This window comes from Streptomyces zhihengii (assembly GCF_016919245.1).
Lineage (GTDB): Bacteria > Actinomycetota > Actinomycetes > Streptomycetales > Streptomycetaceae > Streptomyces > Streptomyces zhihengii.
Genome location: NZ_JAFEJA010000002.1, coordinates 2,406,085 through 2,421,230 on the forward strand (window position 1 = coordinate 2,406,085; position 15,146 = coordinate 2,421,230).

15 protein-coding genes are annotated in these 15,146 nt (G+C 70.5%); 6 read left to right on the plus strand and 9 right to left on the minus strand.

Annotated features, from left to right (window positions below; genetic code table 11):
• The first annotated feature begins 117 nt into the window (after nt 1-117).
• Nucleotides 118-636, plus strand: a complete 519-nt coding sequence (locus JE024_RS38025) for a DUF6879 family protein (protein WP_205378372.1) — start codon at nt 118-120, stop codon at nt 634-636.
• A gap of 230 nt (nt 637-866) precedes the next feature.
• Here JE024_RS38025 and JE024_RS41600 read toward each other — a convergent pair whose 3' ends face one another.
• Nucleotides 867-1,076: a hypothetical protein gene (locus JE024_RS41600; protein ID WP_244883548.1), complete on the minus strand. Its 210-nt coding sequence runs from the start codon at nt 1,074-1,076 to the stop codon at nt 867-869.
• A 309-nt stretch (nt 1,077-1,385) separates the two neighbouring features.
• Here JE024_RS41600 and JE024_RS38035 point away from each other — a divergent pair, with 309 nt between their 5' ends.
• A complete protein-coding gene (locus JE024_RS38035) occupies nt 1,386-3,560 on the plus strand; it encodes a HEAT repeat domain-containing protein (RefSeq protein WP_205378373.1) in 2,175 nt (724 codons plus the stop codon).
• A 681-nt stretch (nt 3,561-4,241) separates the two neighbouring features.
• On the plus strand, nt 4,242-4,571 hold the full coding sequence (locus tag JE024_RS38040; RefSeq protein WP_205378374.1) for a nucleoside triphosphate pyrophosphohydrolase: 330 nt from the start codon (nt 4,242-4,244) through the stop codon (nt 4,569-4,571).
• 850 nt (nt 4,572-5,421) lie between these two features.
• Here JE024_RS38040 and JE024_RS38045 read toward each other — a convergent pair.
• The 5 genes from JE024_RS38045 to JE024_RS38065 form a co-directional block, all read right to left on the minus strand.
• Nucleotides 5,422-5,691, minus strand: a complete 270-nt coding sequence (locus JE024_RS38045) for a DUF6510 family protein (RefSeq protein WP_205378375.1) — start codon at nt 5,689-5,691, stop codon at nt 5,422-5,424.
• Between the two features lie 31 nt (nt 5,692-5,722).
• Nucleotides 5,723-6,433, minus strand: a complete 711-nt coding sequence (locus JE024_RS38050) for an FAD-binding oxidoreductase (RefSeq protein ID WP_205378376.1) — start codon at nt 6,431-6,433, stop codon at nt 5,723-5,725.
• 2 nt (nt 6,434-6,435) lie between these two features.
• Nucleotides 6,436-7,032: a sulfite oxidase-like oxidoreductase gene (locus JE024_RS38055; RefSeq protein ID WP_205378377.1), complete on the minus strand. Its 597-nt coding sequence runs from the start codon at nt 7,030-7,032 to the stop codon at nt 6,436-6,438.
• A 132-nt stretch (nt 7,033-7,164) separates the two neighbouring features.
• Nucleotides 7,165-7,992, minus strand: a complete 828-nt coding sequence (locus JE024_RS38060; RefSeq protein ID WP_205378590.1) for an alpha/beta fold hydrolase — start codon at nt 7,990-7,992, stop codon at nt 7,165-7,167.
• Between the two features lie 1,165 nt (nt 7,993-9,157).
• Nucleotides 9,158-10,531, minus strand: a complete 1,374-nt coding sequence (locus tag JE024_RS38065; protein WP_205378378.1) for an NAD(P)-binding domain-containing protein — start codon at nt 10,529-10,531, stop codon at nt 9,158-9,160.
• 108 nt (nt 10,532-10,639) lie between these two features.
• Between JE024_RS38065 and JE024_RS38070 the strand changes: the two genes are divergently transcribed.
• From JE024_RS38070 to JE024_RS38080, 3 genes are read left to right on the plus strand one after another with little or no spacing between them, the layout of a single operon-like run.
• Entirely contained in the window at nt 10,640-11,701 is a 1,062-nt protein-coding gene (locus JE024_RS38070; protein WP_205378379.1) for a flavin-containing monooxygenase, read from the plus strand.
• 42 nt (nt 11,702-11,743) lie between these two features.
• Nucleotides 11,744-12,118, plus strand: a complete 375-nt coding sequence (locus JE024_RS38075; RefSeq protein WP_205378380.1) for an ArsR/SmtB family transcription factor — start codon at nt 11,744-11,746, stop codon at nt 12,116-12,118.
• Nucleotides 12,119-12,144: 26 nt separating this feature from the next.
• Entirely contained in the window at nt 12,145-12,654 is a 510-nt protein-coding gene (locus tag JE024_RS38080) for a GNAT family N-acetyltransferase (RefSeq protein WP_244883549.1), read from the plus strand.
• Between the two features lie 4 nt (nt 12,655-12,658).
• Here the strand turns inward: JE024_RS38080 and JE024_RS38085 are convergent, their stop codons facing one another.
• The 3 genes from JE024_RS38085 to JE024_RS38095 are packed head-to-tail and all read right to left on the minus strand — an operon-like array spanning nt 12,659 to nt 15,131.
• Entirely contained in the window at nt 12,659-13,717 is a 1,059-nt protein-coding gene (locus tag JE024_RS38085) for an ArsO family NAD(P)H-dependent flavin-containing monooxygenase (RefSeq protein WP_205378381.1), read from the minus strand.
• Nucleotides 13,714-14,826, minus strand: a complete 1,113-nt coding sequence (gene arsB, locus JE024_RS38090; protein ID WP_205378382.1) for an ACR3 family arsenite efflux transporter — start codon at nt 14,824-14,826, stop codon at nt 13,714-13,716. Before arsB ends, JE024_RS38085 begins: the two co-directional genes overlap by 4 nt.
• A complete protein-coding gene (locus JE024_RS38095) occupies nt 14,823-15,131 on the minus strand; it encodes an ArsR/SmtB family transcription factor (RefSeq protein WP_205378383.1) in 309 nt (102 codons plus the stop codon). The genes arsB and JE024_RS38095 overlap by 4 nt, the downstream gene beginning before the upstream one ends.
• Nucleotides 15,132-15,146: the final 15 nt, after the last annotated feature.

Here is a 15,146-nt window from a genome sequence, read left to right on the forward strand (position 1 = left end):
CACGGCGGCGGACGGCGGCCGAACCCCATAACGCCCCCCAGACTCCGATCGCCGACCGCGACCGGGTGAGGTCGTGGCGCCACGATGGGAGGCCGCGTTCGCGACCGGGAGGTTCCGATGGCAGTGCAGCAGGCGGGCGAGCAACGGAGGCCGCCAGCACCCAGCTTTGAGGACCTCCTCGACTCCGCCCAGACCCACGCCCTGCACCTGGAGCTCCGCGATGTCTACGCCGTGGGGGAGGAGCGCGAGGTCTACGACACCTTCCAGAGGGACGGGAGCGTGCCTGCCGACGACTCGGCGTTCTGGAGCGGCTGGCTGCCGCTGGTGGAACGGACCGTCGCCCGCGGCGTGCAGGTCCGCCGGGCCCGGATCGTGTCCGAGCCGGTCACCGACTACATCCGCTTCGAGCACGCCATCACCGACGCCACTGCCGCGCCGACGAACAGGTCCGCTGGCTGCCCCGCCGCCACGCCTCCACCCTCGCCTTGCCCAGCGTGGCCTATGGCCACGCGGCACTCACCGCGGTGGGGATGCTGGACCAGAACCTCACGGGTGCCGGCATCAGTGCCGAGGAGCAGCGGCTTCAGTCCCGCTCGGCGACCGGCGACGCCGCAGGTCTTTGGGAGGCCAGCGTGACAGCGGGACGAGAGCGGTTCGGTGCAGTGCTGGGGCGTACCTGACGCGGCGGAGGCTCAGCGCCGCAGTTGGCCGCACGGGCAAAGTAGGCCGCTCAGTCACGAGTCACACATTCCAGCAGACTGTGAGCGGGTGTCGCTGCGCCTCGCAGCCAGTTCACCAGGCCGCCTGGTGACTCGTTCTCGGCGACTGTCGGCGACTGCTGCCCTGCCCCTGAAGGAGCAGTCGGCTCAGGGGTACAGGCTCTCTGCTTGCGGATCGAACCAGACGAGGCCACGCTCGCGAGCCAGTTCAGCGGCGTACTCGGACACTTCCTCGGCCTTGCCGTAGGACATGAGCAAGTACACGGTCTGGCCTGATGCCTCATCGATGACCGGGGGTGAGGCCCATACGACGTTGCGGTCGACGTCATCCGGGTACCGCGCGACGAGGGTCTCCACGTACGCCACGATGCGCGGCGCCGGAGGCACGACGGCATCGTCCGACTCCAGGTAGCGCTCGTAGAGCTCGTCCTACCTGGAGCCCGCTTGGCGGTCATCGGCTGGACGATCGCCGTCCCATACAACAAGGTCATAGCTCACAGGCGCATCGTTGCAGGCGGAAGTTTGGCCCATACGAGCAGGTCTGTTCCGCGGTCCCGGCCGGCCCCCGGCTTCTCCGGGCTGCTGAGCGAAGTTCGTCCCTGCCACAGGGGCATGCCCTGCTCGGTCCTGTGCCGGGTGTCAGTGCCAGCCTGCATGATGCCGGTCATGATCAACGACTTGGACGGATTCGACTGGGCGTCCCTGGGGCACGCCTACGGGGCGGCCGGCGACGTACCGGGATGGCTGCGCGGCATGGTGTCACCCGACTCTGATGTACGCGAGAAGGCGTTCGCCGACTTCTACAGTGCGGCGCTGCACCAGGGGAGCATCTATTCGAGCACGGTGGCCAGCCTGCCGTTCCTGTTCGCGATGGCCCACGATCCTGCGACTCCCGACCGCGCGCGAGTCGTCACGCTGCTGCTGAACATCGGGCGGGAAGCGGCCGACGCCGAAGAAACCTACGCCGTCATCGTCGGCGAGGACGGTGAAGAGTCGTCGATCTACCCGGACACCGCCCGCCTGATGCGCGAGCACGCCGCCGACCTCGTCGCCTTCACCCGCGATGCCGACCCGCGGGTGCGCGCTGCGTCGATCGAGAGCCTGGGACTCTTCCTGGACGACGCCGAACGCGCAATGGCGCTCCTCGACAACCGGCTCGTCGAGGAGAGCGGAACTGCTGAGCGGGAGCTGGTGGTGCGGACGATGGCCGACCTGGCGCTGCGTCCGTCCGAGGCCGCGACGCAGGCGCGGGCGTGGCTGGACGCACTGGCGGAGAGCACCGCTACCGATCCGGACACCCGTCTGGCGGCGCTCGTCCACCGGGCCCGCTGCGCTCCCGAAGCCATCGACGACCAGACGGTGGTGACCGCGATCGCACTGCTCCGCCAGGTCACCCCCGCCCCACGGCCCGAGGAGGATCAGACGCGGCCCGGCCCGGATGCGTCTGCTCCGTGCGCGTGCGAGGCGGAGCCCGAATCCGACCCGAACGTCCCCGGGCACATCGCGGCCGTCTTTGCCGACCTTGAACGGCACGGACGCCGCCACGCAGCCACCACCCCCTTGCTGACGGCCTTCCACACCGCCCTGGACACCCGCGCCGAGGACCGCACCGCCCTGCTCACCGAGCAGCTGAGAAGCCCGGACCCGGGAACCCGCTACGACGCCATCACCATGGCACGCAGCCTGATCACCTCGCTGCGGGGCGAACACACCGCACTGGTGCGCCTCATCGCCGACTGCCTGCTGCCCGACGACGCCTACACCGCCGCAGCCGCGGCCGAGGCGCTCGGATCACTGGCCACCCTCGCCGAACCGGCCCGAGAACCCCTCGCCGCCTACGTCACCGCGCACCGGCCCGATACGTGGGCGAGCCCGCACCATGTCGTGCGCCGTGCCCACCAGCAGGCCGCCGTGGCACTGGCCAGGCTCAACGACGAACGCGCCCTGCCCAGCCTGCTCACCGCACTGGACACCGACACCGACGCATGGCGCGCCATGAGCGTCGTCGCCCATCTGCCCCAGTGCGCCGCGCAGCTCACGCCCCGGCTGATCCAGCGCCTCGCCGACATCGACCACTCCCGGGAATGGCCCGACATCAGCCCAGAGACTCTCGCCGCCGCTCTCGCCGAACTCAAAGACCCGGCCGCTATACCCGCGCTGACCGAGACCCTCCAATCCGCCGTCCGGCACAAGCAACCGCACACCGCACAGCCTGTCTTGAAGGCGCTTGCCTCGTTCGGCCCCCGCGCCGGCACGGCCCTGGACATCGTCCGCCCCCTCACCACCGCAGACGACGCCTTCCTGCGCACCGCCGCGGCCAGCGCCCTCTGGGAACTCGAGCGGCGCCCCGAGAGTGTCGTTCCGCTCGTGGAACGCCTCCTCGACAACCACCGGAACTTCGACGCGATCGACCTCGCCGGCCGCATCGGCCCGCCCGCAGCAGCCCTCCTGCCGCGCCTGCGACAAATCCTGCACGAACAGATCGAGCAGAACACGCGCAACGAGCAGAACGGATCGCCGGGCCTGAACGACTCCTGGACCCTCGTCCACGTCGCAACCGCCCTGTGGGACATAGGCGGCACGAGCGACGCCGACACCGTCGTACCGGCCCTGCTGGCCGCCTGGAAGGACAACGACTTCACCGCACGCGACGTCCTCGCCTGCCTCAACCGCATGGGCCCGGCCGCCCACCCCGCCCTGCCCCACATCCACGCAGCACTCGAGCAACCCCACCGCGGCGACCCTCGATGGTCAGACACCATCACCCGCGACCTCGAAATCGAGCACGCCTGCCGCGCCATCCTCACCCGCCTCACAGACCGGCCGCGCCCGGAGCGGTGAACACGCGAGACCCGCGGCCTGAAGTACATTCTCGACGGGCGACGCCCCCTGCTGTTTGTCTGACCTACAGTCACCTGAATCAGCCCCAGCCCTCGCCCACCGCGCCACCGGGCGAACCCACCCGGGTCAGCCGGCACCCCCGCGTCGGCGGGGAGAAATACCCCCGCGAACGTGCGGGGAGGACTCGGCGGTGACATCGGCCTCGTAGCCAATCAGCGGAACACCGCCGCGTCGGCGGGGAGGGCGAGACCGAGGAGCACCTGGCTACGGCCGGGGCGGACCCGGCGCAGGAGTTCCGTCCGGCCTCCAGCTCGCCCACGCCCTTGCGGACCGTGGTCTCGCTGACTTGGGCTGCCTGGGCAACCGCCCGGATCCCGCCGTGGCCGGGATCCGGGCCTCAGCCTCCCTCAGCAGACGGTGTCTCTCTCGCCCTAGTGCGGCAACAACACCACTAACGTCAGGCCGGGAGTCGGACCTCTCCCTATATGCGCATACCACGCCAAAGAGCCGAACCACTGGAAGCAACACGTTGTCTCTGCGAGCCCCTAGACGCGGTGGAATCCGATCGGGTGCAAGTTGCGATTTGCTGGGCGAGTGGTGAGGCGCTTGCCTAGGCTTCCTTGTCATGAGGGGCGGCCGCCCGGGGCCGCTTTGTGGAGATAGGCGCGGGAGATCAAACCGGTGGACCACTACGGCGGCAAGCGCGGCAAGTTGGTGCGGGACCGTATTCCGCAGATCATCCGTGAGGGCGGGGCCGAGCCGCTCACCTACATCGCAAGTTCGCAGGAGTACCGCGAACGGCTCCGGGACAAGCTCTGCGAGGAGGCCGCCGAGGTTCGGGAGGCCGACGATGATAGGGCGCCGGAGGAACTAGCGGACGTGCTCGAGGTTGTGCGTGCGCTCGCTGCGGACCTGGGAATTGACACGGACCAGTTGGAGAAGATCCGCGAGGCCAAGGCGAATGAACGCGGCGGTTTCTCGGACCGCATCGTGTGGACCGGCATTCGCTAGTCTTCTCGGCGAGAGGGCGGGTACGCGCCTTCGTGTACCTGGCCGCGGGCGGCCGGGGGCGTATGCGGCTACGTCCTACGCCGCTGACTTGGACAGGACGGCGTGACAGACTCCAGGCAGCGGCAGCACGGGGGGCATTTCGGGTCGGCTGGAGGCCGGCATGGCGGGCGAGAGCGGTGATCTCGCCCGGGGTGATGCCGCGCTGGAAGGTCCCCTTGGCCTGGCTGGACCACGATCCGATACCTGGCGCTATGGCCACGGCAGGGTGCAGTGCCCTACGGGGTGCCAACGCGGTGATGCATTGGCTGCTGGCGCGGTAGACGGGGTGCTCACGCGCTGGAACGTCCAGATCCGACCGTTGCCGGTGTAGCCGCCAACCACCAGGGTGCGCTCCTTCGCCCGCACTCCAAGCAGCAGGCCGACCGCCGTTGCCTGGCCTGCCGCAGACCCACCCCTGAGCCTGTGGGCCTTCCGGTTTCTACCGGGTCAGGCGCAGGTGCCAGCCGTCGGCACCTTGAGCGAGGGCGGGCGTGTAGGTCTCTGGCCGCGGGGCGGCCGGCGTTCTCCCAGGCGGTGAGCCAGTCGCGCAGGACCGCGAGGGACGGGGAGTCGGGGCCGTCGGCGAGGATGCCGACCCGCTACACCCACTCCTGGACAAGCGCGACCGACCCTCACCACCACCGACACCAACCCGAGAGATCGCAGCGACGACGGCCGCCGTACTCCACCACCTCGTAGGGGCAGCAGCAATGCCTGCCGGGTATCGGGCTAGACGTCTCGCCCGATGCCTGGCACAGGGGAACGCGCTCTGCGGACGCTGACGCCCCGCAGGGCTGCGCCACGGTGGTCCTCAGCGGGAGGGGAAGCGGAAGGCTCCTGCGCCGTCGCCCATCTGAAGCCAGAGGTGCCCCGGCTGCTCAACCAGGCGCATCGCCATCGCCTCGCAGCCCGGGCAGCGCCCGGTGAAACCTGGTTCCGGTCCGTAGACGCGCAGTTGGGCAAGTGATCCTGCGAGGCCGCAGTGCGGACAGCGCCGCCATGCGGTGGTCGGGTCCAGGGAGAAGACCCGCGAAAGTGGTCCGGCGAGAGCGTTGCCGTCGCGGTGGGACGGAGAGGCCATGGGGTTCTCCTGAGACAGCAGAGTAGGAAGGTCAGCCGAATCGTTCCGTGCGGATGCGGCTGGGGTCGTGGCCGATGCCCGTCAGGACCTCGGCGGCGTGCTCCACGAATCCGGTGGGGCCGCAGACGAAGCACAGTGCCGGACTTGCCCCGGCCTCCTCGGGCGTCTGCAGGTCGTGGGCGCTGATGTGCCCGGGCGGCCGGGACGAGCCCGGTGGCGCGCGTCGCGTATAGACGATCCGGGGGACGGTGGCACCAGCGGCACCGCCCGCGAGTTCGTCCCGGTACCAGACCTGGGCTGGATCGCGGACCGAGTAGACCAGCCGCATCGGGGCGGTCGACCGCTCCAGCCGGTGGGCCCGGATCATGGCCATCAGCGGCACGATGCCGCAGCCCCCCGCCACGAGAAGGACCGACTCCCTCTGCTCGGGTCGCCATACGAACCACCCGCCCAGCGGTCCCCGCACCTCGACATCGGCACCCACCGGCAGGTCCCGCGCAAGATAGGGGGAGACCTCGCCGCCGGGCACGGTCTGCACACCCAGCTCTATCCCGTCCCCCTCGGTCGGCGCGGCCAGGGAATAACTGCGTATGGCCTGATAGCCGTCGTCCGCGCTCAGCCGTACGTCCACGTGCTGGCCGGCGAGGTGACCGGGCCACTGGGGAACGTCGAACAGGAGCGTCCGGCCCGTTCGTGACTGCTCCTGCCGCCTGACGAGGCGGGCCCTGCGCCACGCGCTCATGGTCAGTCGCTCCACGCTCGTTGCTCGCGCCAGGGATCGCCGTAGTTGTGATATCCCACCGACTCCCAGAAGCCGGGCTCGTCCTGGAGAGTCAGGCGGAGCCCGTTGACCCACTTCGCAGATTTCCAGAAGTACAGATGCGGGACCAGGAGCCGGACAGGGCCACCATGCTCGGGCGACAGATCGAAGCCGTCATAGGTGTGGACGAGCCACGCCTTGCCTTCCTGGAGGTCCTCGAGCGGCATATTGGTGGTGTAGCCGCCCTCGCCGTGTACGACCGCGAAGTCCGCCGCGCTCTCCACACCGGAAAGGAACGCGTCGAGGGAGACACCGCGCCAGGCGGTGTCGAACTTCGACCACCGCGTCACGCAGTGGATATCGACGGTGACGTCCTCCTGCGGGAGCGCCATCATCTCTTCCCAGTCCCAGCGGTGGGTCCCCCCGCCCTCCGTGGTGACGGTGAAAGACCAGTCCTCGGCACGGATATGGGGCGTGGGCCCGGCCGACAGAACGGGGAACGACTCGGTCGGATACTGTCCCGGCGGAAGCCGCCCCTCGAAACGGTGGCTGCGGCCCTGGAAACCTGGCGTGATACTCATGCTCTGTCCGTCCGACTTGGGGTCATGGACCCGCTGAGAAACCGCAGGGTGGGGGAAGACCCTCGCCCGACCTGACGATCCCCCGTACCGGCCGCGTACGGCCGGTACGGGGCACGGCCGTGCGTGGCGGAGTCAGTTCTTGAGGAAGTCCAGGAGGTCCTTGTTGAACTTCTCCTTGTCGCCTGGCACCAGCGCGATGCCGTGCGAGCCGCCCTCATAGACCTTGAAGGTGGCGTCCTTCACCAGCTTCGCGGTCTTGCGGCCGGTGGCGTCGATCGGGACGACCTGATCGTCGTCACCGTGCACGACGAGGGTCGGGACGTCGAACTTCTTCAGATCCTCATGGAAGTCCGTCGCGGCGAAGGCGTCGACACAGGCGACTCCGCCTTCGATGGTCTCGGCCATGGCCATCTGCCAGAAGGCGTCCTTGTTGCCCTGAGTGACCTTGTTGCCCTCGCGGTTGGCGGAGTGGAACCCCACCGCAGTGTCCTTCCAGAACTGGGAACGTTCCGTCAGGATGCCCTTCTTGATGTCATCGAACACGCTCTGCGGGACGCCCTCCGGGTTGTTCGGGCCCTGGAGCATCAGCGGCGGGATCGCGGAGAGCAGGACGGCGGACCTGATCCGGTCGGTGCCGTGACGGCCGATGTAGCGGGCCAGCTCACCGCCGCCCATGGAGTGCGCCACCAACGTGACGTCCCGCAGGTCGAGCTGGGTGATCAGGTCGTTGAGGTCGTCGGCGAAGGTGTCGAAGTCGTAGCCGTCCCACACGGGAGTAGACCGGCCGTGGCCCCGACGGTCGTGCGCGATGCCGCGGTACCCGGCGTCCGCGACGGCCTTCAGCTGGTCCTGCCAGGCGTCGCCGTTCAGCGGCCAGCCGTGGATGAAGACCACAGGCCGTCCCTGACCCCAGTCCTTGTAGAAGATCTCGACACCGTCACGCGTCGTGCATACGGGGATGGCTAATCCCTCTCAGTGCGCGAATCACCAGTGGGGGGTGGAAGTCGGACGAGAAGGGCCTCCCCGAAGGCACAGAATCCGCTCCACGGATACTCAGCAGCAGCGGAGCCAGCTTTCCCGCCTCTCTCATCTTCCACGGGTCCGCGCGCGCCGCACCTCGACCACGCGGCCCAGCGACCCCGACCACCGCACCCAACGTCGCAGCAGCCCGGACAGGCCGCTCCACAACCCCGCGACGACCAGCCGCTCCGCTCTACCTCACGCGCATGAGCCAGAGTGCCGCTCGGGGCGCATGCCCACCGATGGCAGCAACGACCGCCGACGAACTCTCAGCCGCCCACTGCGCCGGCAGGCACACCGACCGCGTCCGACATGTGGCGGTGCTGTCGGTGGACGTGAACATCGCGATAGTGCGCGTCGACGTCCGGTGCACGGTCCCGGGCGCGCCATGTCCGTTGTGCGGGACGCGGTCGGATCGTGTTTATGCCTCCTACCTGCGCTTTCTCGCCGACGTACCGAGTGGCGGAAGGAGCGTGGTTCTCCGGCTGAGTGTTCGACGTTTGGCTCGATCGTCCCCCGCCGCCGCGCCGCCCTCATCGTCCGGTTCCTGACCGTGATCCGAGGCCAGTGCGTCTTCCTTCGCGTCTTGCTGCGCCCCTTCTCGTCGTTGGACACCTACCCGGCGAGCAGGCTGCGCCAGCGGGGCTGCTCGGGGAACAGACTTGTTGCGGCCAGGGCCGTCACCATGATCGCTGCCCATGTCGGCCACGCCCAGGAGGAGACGATCGTCGCGACGAGAGGGATCAGTACTACGCAGATGGTGACCGCCCCCGGCACCGGAACGAGGATCTTCTCCCTTCATCCCGTTGTCTCCAGGGGTGGCGCAGACGGCAGGTGCGGTGACCAGCACCATCACCGCCCCGACGGCTCGGCGCAGGGAGTGTGGGGCGAGCGCCTGGGCGTGGCGACCCACGCGACGAGCATGCTGAGGAACCGGGGGGATTGAGGACGGGAAATGCGTAGTAGAGGATGCCCCAGCTCACGATCTGCGTTGCGCAGAGGGCGGGCAGGACGGCACGGGGCCGCGGCCGGTCCCCTGTTCCGGTCGCGGCCCCGGCGGGGGTGCTGAGGTCGGTCACGAGCCGCAGCAGCCGCCCGCAGGGGTCTACTCGGCCGACGCCCCGACCGCGGTGGGGGCGCCGAGCCGGACGAGTTGCGGTGCGGGCACGCAGCAGCCACCACCATCGCCCTCCTGAGCGTCGGCGGTGTCGAACAGCCCGGCTCCGCCGCACACTCCCGTCTCGGGCAGGGTGAGCTCGACGCGGTCGGCGTCCTCGAGGTCGCCGGCGATGGCGGCGGCGACGGAGCGGACCTGTTCGTAGCCGGTCATGGCGAGGAAGGTGGGGGCGCGGCCGTAGGACTTCATGCCGACCAGGTAGATGCCCTGTTCGGGGTGGGACAGCTCGCGGTGGCCGTGGGGGTAGACGGTGCCGCAGGAGTGCTGGTTGGGGTCGATCAGCGGGGCCAGCTCGACGGGGGCCTGGAGGCGTTCGTCGAGCCCGAGGCGGAGCTCGTCGAGGAAGGACAGGTTGGGGCGGAAGCCGGTCAGCACGATCACTTCGTCCACCGGGTCCAGGCGGCGCCCGTCCTCGCCGATGAGGATTAGTCGGCCGTCGTCCGCCCGCTCGATCGTCTCGGTGCGAAAGCCCGTGACCGCGTCCGCGTGGCCCTCGTCGACGGCGGCCTTCGCCGCCAGGCCGAGGGCGCCGCGGGCGGGGAGTTGGTCGGCTTCGCCGCCGCCGAAGGTGGAGCCGGAGATGCCGCGGCGCAGGATCCATACGCCCTTCGTCCCCGCGCCGTCCTTGGACTTGGCCAGGTCGGCAAGGTAGGCGAGGGCGGTGAAGGCGGAGGCGCCGGAGCCGATGACGGCGGTGCGCTGGCCCGCGTACCGGGCCCGGACGGCCGGATCCTTCATGTCGGGGACGCGGTAGGTGATGCGGTCGGCGGCCGCGCGCTCGCCAAGTGCGGCCAGTCCGCTGGCGCCGGCGGGGCTGGGGGTGGTCCATGTGCCGGAGGCGTCGATGACCGCGCGGGCAAACAGCCGCTCCTCGGCTCCGTCGGCGTGGGTCACGTGGACGACGAAGGGCTGGGCGTCGCGGTCGGCATCGACGATCCGGTCCCGGCCCGCCCGGGAGACACCGGTGACGGTGGCGCCGGTGCGCACGCGGTCGCCGAGGACATCGGCCAGCGGCTGCAGGTACTGCTCGGCCCAGTCGCCGCCGGAGGGGTAGGTGGCCGGGTCGGGCCGCGTCCAGCCGGTGGGGGCCAGGAGCTTCTCGGCGGCCGGGTCGACGACCTCGCCCCAGGTGGAGAACAGCCGCACGTGGGACCACTGGCGCACCGCGGCGCCGGCGGTGGGCCCGGCTTCCAGGACCAGGGGTTCGATGCCCTGGTCGAGGAGGTGGGCGGCGGCGGCCAGTCCGGCGGGGCCGGCTCCGATCACGAGGACGGGCAGCTCGGTGGTGGCGGGCGCGTTCACGGCGAACTCCTTGCGTGTTTCGACATCTGTCGATGGCTTGCGCGGCCCAGCATGGCACCTGTATTGATGAGCGTCAACATAGACATTTGTCGAACCAGAGGTATGCTGATGGAGCCCATCGATGTTGCTGTGATCGGCGGCGGCCAGTCCGGCCTCGCCACCGCCCATGCGCTGCTCCGGCGCGGGCTGCGGCTGGTGGTGCTGGAGGCGTCCGACCGGGCGGCCGGGTCGTGGCCGCACTACTACGACAGCCTCACGCTGTTCTCGCCGGCCCGGTACAGCTCCCTGCCCGGGATGCCGTTCCCCGGCGCGGACCGGGACCGCTACCCCCACCGGGGCGAGGTCGTCGCCTACCTCACCGCCTGCGCCGACCGCCTGGACGCCGAGATCCGCACCGGCTGCCGCGTCACCGCGGTCCGCCGCACCGGGGATGTCTTCGCAGTGGAGCTGGAAGGCGGCGGCCGGCTTTCCGCGCGAGCCGCCGTGGCGGCCTCCGGGACGTTCGGACACCCGCACCGCCCCGCGCTGCCGGGCCTTCGGGAGTTCACCGGGCAGGTGCTGCACGCCGCCGACTACCGCAGCCAGGCCCCCTTCTCCGGCCGCCGGGTGGTGGTGGTCGGGGCCGGGAACTCCGCGGTGCAGATCGCCGCCGAGCTCACCGAGGCGACACGGGTCACGCTCGCCACCCGCGCCCCGGTGAAGTTCGTGCCCCAGCGCATCCTCGGTCGCGACCTGCACTTCTGGACGGCCCGCACCGGCCTGGACACCGCACCTCTCGGCCGCCTCCTGCTACGCCCGCCGGCGCAGCCGGTCCTCGATGACGGCCGCTACCGGGCCGCCCTGGCCGCAGGCCGGCCGGACCGGCGGGCGGTGTTCACCGGCGCCGACGGGGCCGAGCTCGTCTGGTCGGACGGGCAGCGGGAGGAGGTCGACGCGATCGTGCTCGCCACCGGCTACCGCCCAGACCTGCCCTACCTCGCCGGCCTCGACGGCGCTCTCGACGCCGACGGGAATCGCCGGCACCGCGAGGGCCTCGCCACCGGTGTGCCGGGGCTGGCGTTCGTCGGGCTGGAGTGGCAGCGCAGCCTGTCGTCGAACTCGCTGCGCGGCGTCGGACGGGACGCACGGCGGATCGCCCGGCACCTGGCCGCCCACCTCGCGCGCCGGTGACGGGCCTCCCCGCACTGGTTCGACATGTGTCAACATAGACGCATGTCGAACACGAAGGTGTTGCCGCTGCTCGCACCCGCCGACGCCCAGGGCGTGGTGCCGTGCTGCCCGCCGCTGACCGAGCGGCCGATGACCGCCGAGGAGGCCGAGACCGCCGCGCGGATGTTCAAGGCGCTCGGCGACCCGGTCCGCCTGCGTCTCTTCTCGGCCGTGGCCTCCCACGAGGGAGGCGAGGCGTGCGTGTGCGACATCTCCGACGTCGGCGTCTCCCAGCCCACCGTGTCCCACCACCTGAAGAAGCTCAAGGAGGCCGGGCTGCTCACCTCCGAGCGGCGTGCCACCTGGGTCTACTACCGCGTCGAGCCGTCCGTGCTGGCGGCGATGGGCAAGCTGCTGGCCCTGCCGGCCGCGGCCTGAGCGAACCAGGACCAGAGGGGAACGTCGTGGGGAGCGGATCTGCGAGCGCGGTGATCGTGCCGCTGCTGCCGGAGCACGCGGGGCAGGTGCTGGCCGTCTACCAGGCCGGGATCGACGAGGGGAACGCCACCTTCGAGACCGTCGCGCCCACCTGGGAAGCATTCGACGCGGCGAAGCTGCCCGAGCACCGCTTCGCCGCCGTCGACGCCGACGGGACTTTGCTGGGCTGGGTGGCTGCGAGCCGGGTCTCCGACCGGTGCGCCTACGCGGGCGTGGTCGAGCACTCCGTCTACGTCCACCCGGCCGCCCGGGGCCGCGGCGTCGCCTCCGCCCTGCTGAAGGCGCTGGTGGATTCCACGGAACGGGCCGGGATCTGGACGATCCAGTCGGGGATCTTCCCCGAGAACACCGCCAGCCTCGCCGTGCACCAGCGGGCCGGCTTCCGTGTCATCGGTACGCGGGAGCGCATCGGGCGCCATCACGGCCTCTGGCGCGACGTCGTCCTCGTCGAGCGCCGCAGCCCCGCCATCACCTGACCCGTCAGGGCAGCTGTGCGATGGCGCGGGCGGCGTCGCGGGCGGTGCGGCCGACGCCGATGAGAGTGGCCGAGGCCGGGCCGGTCCAGTCGCCGTAGCCGAGCAGGTGCAGCCGCGGCTCACCCAGCGCCCGCGTGCCGTCGGTGGTGATGTGTCCGCGCGGACCCCGCAGGTTCAGCGGGGCAAGGTGGGACAGGGCCGGGCGGAAACCGGTGCACCAGATCACCGCGTCCGCGTCGCTCCGGCTGCCGTCGGCCCACCGGACACCGGCTGCCGTGAGCTGGGCGAACATCGGCTTCGCGGTCAGGAGCCCGGCGCCGCGGGCTGCGCGGACGGGCGGCACGGCCACGATGTCGCCGAGGGAGGCGACCCCGCCGGTGTCGGTGTGGCCGGCGTCCAGGGCGCGGCGGCGGGCGGTGGCGACATCGAACAGGGCCCGGCCGTCGATGTCATCGGCCAGGAACCGCGGCTCGCGCTGGGTCACCCACGTCACCTCGACACGGCCGTCCAGGGCGAGGTCGGCGGCGATCTGCGCGCCGGAGTTCCCGCCGCCGACCACGATCACGCGCTGCCCGGCGAAGTCGGCCGGACAGCGGTAGTTCACCGTGTGCAGCTGCCGGCCGGTGAAGACGCTAAGGCCTGGGACGGCGGGCAGGAACGGCCGCGACCAGGTGCCGGTTGCGCTGACGACCGCACGTGCCCGCCAGCTGCCAGAGTCCGCCTCGACCAGGAGCCGGTCCGCGTCACGGCGTACGGCGTGCACGCGGGTGCCGTGCGCCACGGGCAGGTCGTAGCGCTTCTCGTAGTCGGCGAGGTAGTCCACCACGTGCCCGGCGCCCGGATACGTCCCGCCCGGCTGGGCGGGCATGAGGCGGCCGGGCAGCGAGGAGTGCTCCGCGGGGGAGAACAGGTGCAGGGAGTCCCACATGTGCTGCCAGGACCCGCCCGGCGCCGCCTCCGCGTCCAGGATCACGAAGTCGAGGCTCTGGCGGCGCAGGTGGTAGCCGGCGGCGAGCCCTGCCTGGCCGCCGCCGACCACCACCACATCCGCGTGCTGTGTCACGGAGCCGTCGTCACCCTGTCCGGGGCGAACTTACTGCGCCAGGCGAGCGCGACGTAGACCAGGCCGATCAGGACCGGTACCTCGATGAGCGGACCGACGACCCCGGCCAGGGCCTGGCCGGAGGTGACGCCGAACGTCGCGATGGCAACGGCGATGGCCAGCTCGAAGTTGTTGCCCGCGGCCGTGAAGGCGAGCGTGGTGGTGCGCTCGTAGGTCAAGCCGATGGCCTTGCCCAGCAGAAAGCTCCCGAAGAACAGCACCGCGAAGTAGACCAGCAGCGGAAGCGCGATCCGGACGACGTCCAGCGGCTTCGAGGTGATCGCGTCGCCCTGGAGGGCGAAGAGGATGACGATCGTGAAGAGCAGCCCGTACAGCGCCCACGGCCCGATCTTGGGCAGGAAGTTGGACTCGTAGCGCTCGCGGCCCAGCTTCTTCTCGCCGATGCGGCGGGTGAGGAATCCGGCGACCAGCGGGATGCCGAGGAAGACGATCACGTTCAGGGCGACATGCCAGACCGGCACGTCGAGTCCCTGGCCGTTGCCGAGGCCCAGCCACTGCGGCAGCAGGTCGAGGTAGAACCATCCGAGCAGGCTGAAGGCGATGACCTGGAAGACGGAGTTGAGGGCGACCAGGACGGCGGCGGCCTCGCGGTCGCCGCAGGCCAGGTCGTTCCAGATGATCACCATGGCGATGCAGCGGGCCAGCCCGACGATGATCAGGCCGGTGCGGTACTCGGGCAGGTCCGGCAGGAAGATCCAGGCCAGCGCGAACATCACGGCCGGGCCGACGACCCAGTTGACGACCAGCGACGAGACCATCAGCTTCTTGTCGCCGGTGACCGAGTCGAGCCGGTCGTAGCGGACCTTGGCGAGCACCGGATACATCATCACGAGCAGACCGATCGCGATCGGCAGCGAGATGCCGCCAACCTCGACCTTCGACAGCGCGTCGCCCAGACCCGGGATCAACCGGCCCAGGCCGAGCCCGACGCCCATGGCGAGCAGGATCCACACGGCGAGATACCGGTCGAGGGTGGAAAGCTTCTTGACGATCGAGGCGTCCCCGCCGCCCGCCGGGGCGGAGGCGGTGGTGGGCTCGGTGGAAGTCACGGGCAGGCCCTCTTGTTCTCGGCGGCGGTGCGGGCGGAGGCGGCGAGTGCGGCGAACTGCTCGGACAGGCCGGCCAGGACCTCGGGCTTGAGCTTGTAGTACGTGAAGCGGCCGCACGGCTCGGTCTCCACGATCCCGGCCTCGCGCAGCACCTTCATGTGGTTGGACAGGTTGGTCTGCTTGGCTCCAGTCTCCTCGACCAGATGCGTCGTGCAGAGCGTCTCGCGCGCCAGCAGGGTCACGATCTGAAGGCGGAGCGGATCGCCCAGCACCCGGATCACATCAGGATCGACTGAAGTCAGCATGCGCTGATACTGTCA

Bases quoted from the DNA above. Each gene is read 5' to 3' on its own strand.
- JE024_RS38025 (WP_205378372.1), top strand. From the start codon at position 118: ATGGCAGTGCAGCAGGCGGGCGAGCAACGGAGGCCGCCAGCACCCAGC.
- JE024_RS38035 (WP_205378373.1), top strand. From the start codon at position 1,386: ATGATCAACGACTTGGACGGATTCGACTGGGCGTCCCTGGGGCACGCC.
- JE024_RS38045 (WP_205378375.1), bottom strand. From the start codon at position 5,691: ATGGCCTCTCCGTCCCACCGCGACGGCAACGCTCTCGCCGGACCACTT.
- JE024_RS38050 (WP_205378376.1), bottom strand. From the start codon at position 6,433: ATGAGCGCGTGGCGCAGGGCCCGCCTCGTCAGGCGGCAGGAGCAGTCA.
- JE024_RS38055 (WP_205378377.1), bottom strand. From the start codon at position 7,032: ATGAGTATCACGCCAGGTTTCCAGGGCCGCAGCCACCGTTTCGAGGGG.
- JE024_RS38070 (WP_205378379.1), top strand. From the start codon at position 10,640: ATGGAGCCCATCGATGTTGCTGTGATCGGCGGCGGCCAGTCCGGCCTC.
- JE024_RS38075 (WP_205378380.1), top strand. From the start codon at position 11,744: ATGTCGAACACGAAGGTGTTGCCGCTGCTCGCACCCGCCGACGCCCAG.
- JE024_RS38095 (WP_205378383.1), bottom strand. From the start codon at position 15,131: ATGCTGACTTCAGTCGATCCTGATGTGATCCGGGTGCTGGGCGATCCG.